At 74.9% G+C, this 2108-nt stretch carries 2 protein-coding genes; both read right to left on the minus strand.

Features of this window, described 5'->3' with window-relative positions; all coding sequences use genetic code 11:
* Positions 1-1205, minus strand: a 1205-nt coding sequence (locus AB0N04_RS38495; protein WP_360223483.1) for a beta-ketoacyl synthase N-terminal-like domain-containing protein, incomplete at its 3' end; no start/stop codon positions are given.
* 52 nt (positions 1206-1257) lie between these two features.
* On the minus strand, positions 1258-2108 hold an 851-nt coding region (locus AB0N04_RS38500), incomplete at its 5' end, for a phosphopantetheine-binding protein (protein WP_363365775.1).

Consider the following 2108-nt stretch of genomic DNA (forward strand, 5'->3'; position numbering starts at 1 on the left):
GGCAGTTCGCCGTGTCGGAAGGCCTCGATCATCTTGATCACCCCGGCGACGCCGGCCGCGGCCTGGGTGTGACCGATGTTCGACTTGATCGAGCCCAGGAGGAGCGGGTGCTCGCGCTTCTTCCCGTAGGTGGCCAGCAGGGCCTGGGCCTCGATCGGGTCGCCGAGCGTGGTGCCCGTGCCGTGCGCCTCCACGACGTCGACGTCCGCGGGCGTCAACCCGGCGTCGGCCAGGGCCTCCTGGATGACCCGGCGCTGGGACGGCCCGTTGGGGGCGGTCAGCCCGTTGCTGGCGCCGTCCTGGTTGACGGCGGAGCCGCGCAGCACCGCCAGCACCGGGTGCCCGTTGCGGCGGGCGTCCGACAGCTTCTCCAGGACCAGCACGCCGACGCCCTCGGAGAAGCCGGTGCCGTCCGAACCGGCCGCGAACGGCTTGCAGCGCCCGTCCGGCGCCAGGCCCTTCTGCCGGCTGAACTCGACGAAGATGTTCGGCGTCGACATCACCACCACCCCGCCCGCCAGGGCGAGTTCGGACTCCCCTCGGCGCAGTGACTGGGCCGCCAGGTGGATCGTCACCAGTGACGAGGAGCAAGCGGTGTCCACGGTCAGTGCCGGTCCCTCCAGGCCCAGCACGTAGGAGACCCGGCCGGAGAGCACGCTCGCGGCCGCCCCCGTGATGACGTACCCCTCCACGGCGGCCGGCACGGTGGGCGTGCGGGAGGCGTAGTCGTGCGAGGAGGCGCCGACGAACACCCCGGTGCGGGAGCCGCGCAGGCCGGCCGGGTCGAGCCCGGCCCGCTCCAGCGACTCCCACGCCGTCTCCAGGAACAGCCGCTGCTGCGGGTCCATCGCCAGCGCCTCGCGCGGGCTGATCCCGAACAGCTCCGCGTCGAAGTCGGCGGCGCCGTGCAGGAACCCGCCCTCGCGCACGTAGGAGGTGCCCGAGTGCTCCGGGTCGGCGTCGAACAGCGCGTCGAGGTCCCAGCCGCGGTCGTCGGGGAACGGGCCGATCGCGTCCACGCCGTCCGCGACGAGGCGCCACAGCTCCTCCGGCGACCGCACCCCGCCCGGGTAGCGGCAGCCGATGCCGACCACCGCGATCGGCTCGTGGTCCCGGTCCTGCGCCTCCTGGAGCAGCCGCCGGGTGTCCTGGAGGTCCGCGGTCGCCCGCCGGAGGTATTCGACGAGCTTCTGTTCGTCAGCCATGTCGCCTGTGCCTTCCTCGGATTGCTTCTCGGTCAGTGCAGTGGACGGTCCGTCAGGACCGGCCGCCGTCGATGAGGGCGAAGAGCTCCTCCTCGGTGGCGTTCGCCACGTCGAGTTCCGGGGCCGCCGCCGCGCCGCCGGACGGCTCCGCCAACTGGCCCAGCAGGCCGCGCAGTCGGGCCAGCGCCGGGCCCGGCAGCGTGGTGCCCGCGGCCACGGCCCCGGCGAGCGCCGCCTCCAGCGCGACCGCCTCCGCGTGCTGCGGGCCCTGCTGCGCTTCCTCCGCCGCGCCGCCCGTTCCGCCCGCGCCGTCGGAGCGCTCGGGGACGTCCAGCTCCTCCAGCAAGCGGACCGTCAGTTCTTCGGGGGTGGGGTGGTCGAAGACGAGGGTGGTGGGGAGGTGGAGTCCGGTGGCGGTGCGTAGGCGGTTGCGGAGTTCGACGGCGGTGAGGGAGTCGAAGCCGAGGTCCTTGAAGGGTTGGTCGGCGCCGAGCCTGCTGGGGTCGGGGTGGGCGAGGACGGTGGCCGCCTCGCCGCGCACCAGGTCCAGCACCAGGTTCCGTCGGGCCGCCGCGTTGAGCGGGCCGAGCCGGTCGGCCAGTGAGGGCCCGCCCGACGTCACCGTGGCCGGGGCCGCCCGCCGCAGCGGCGGCCGCAGCACGCTGCGCAGCAGGGCGGGGACCCGGGCGCCGGCGGCACCCGGCACGATCGGCAGCGCCGTGACGACGGGCCGGGCGCCGGCCAGCGCCGCGTCCAGCAGGGCCAGGCCCTCCTCCGTCCGCAGCGGGCGCGTTCCGGAGCGGGCGAGCCGGGTGTGGTCGGCGTTGGTGGTGAGGGTGCTGGTGTCGTGCCAGAGGCCGTAGGCGATGGAGGTGGCGGGTTGGCCGTGGGTGTGGCGGTGGT

Source organism: Kitasatospora sp. NPDC051702 (genome assembly GCF_040681575.1).
Lineage (GTDB): Bacteria > Actinomycetota > Actinomycetes > Streptomycetales > Streptomycetaceae > Kitasatospora.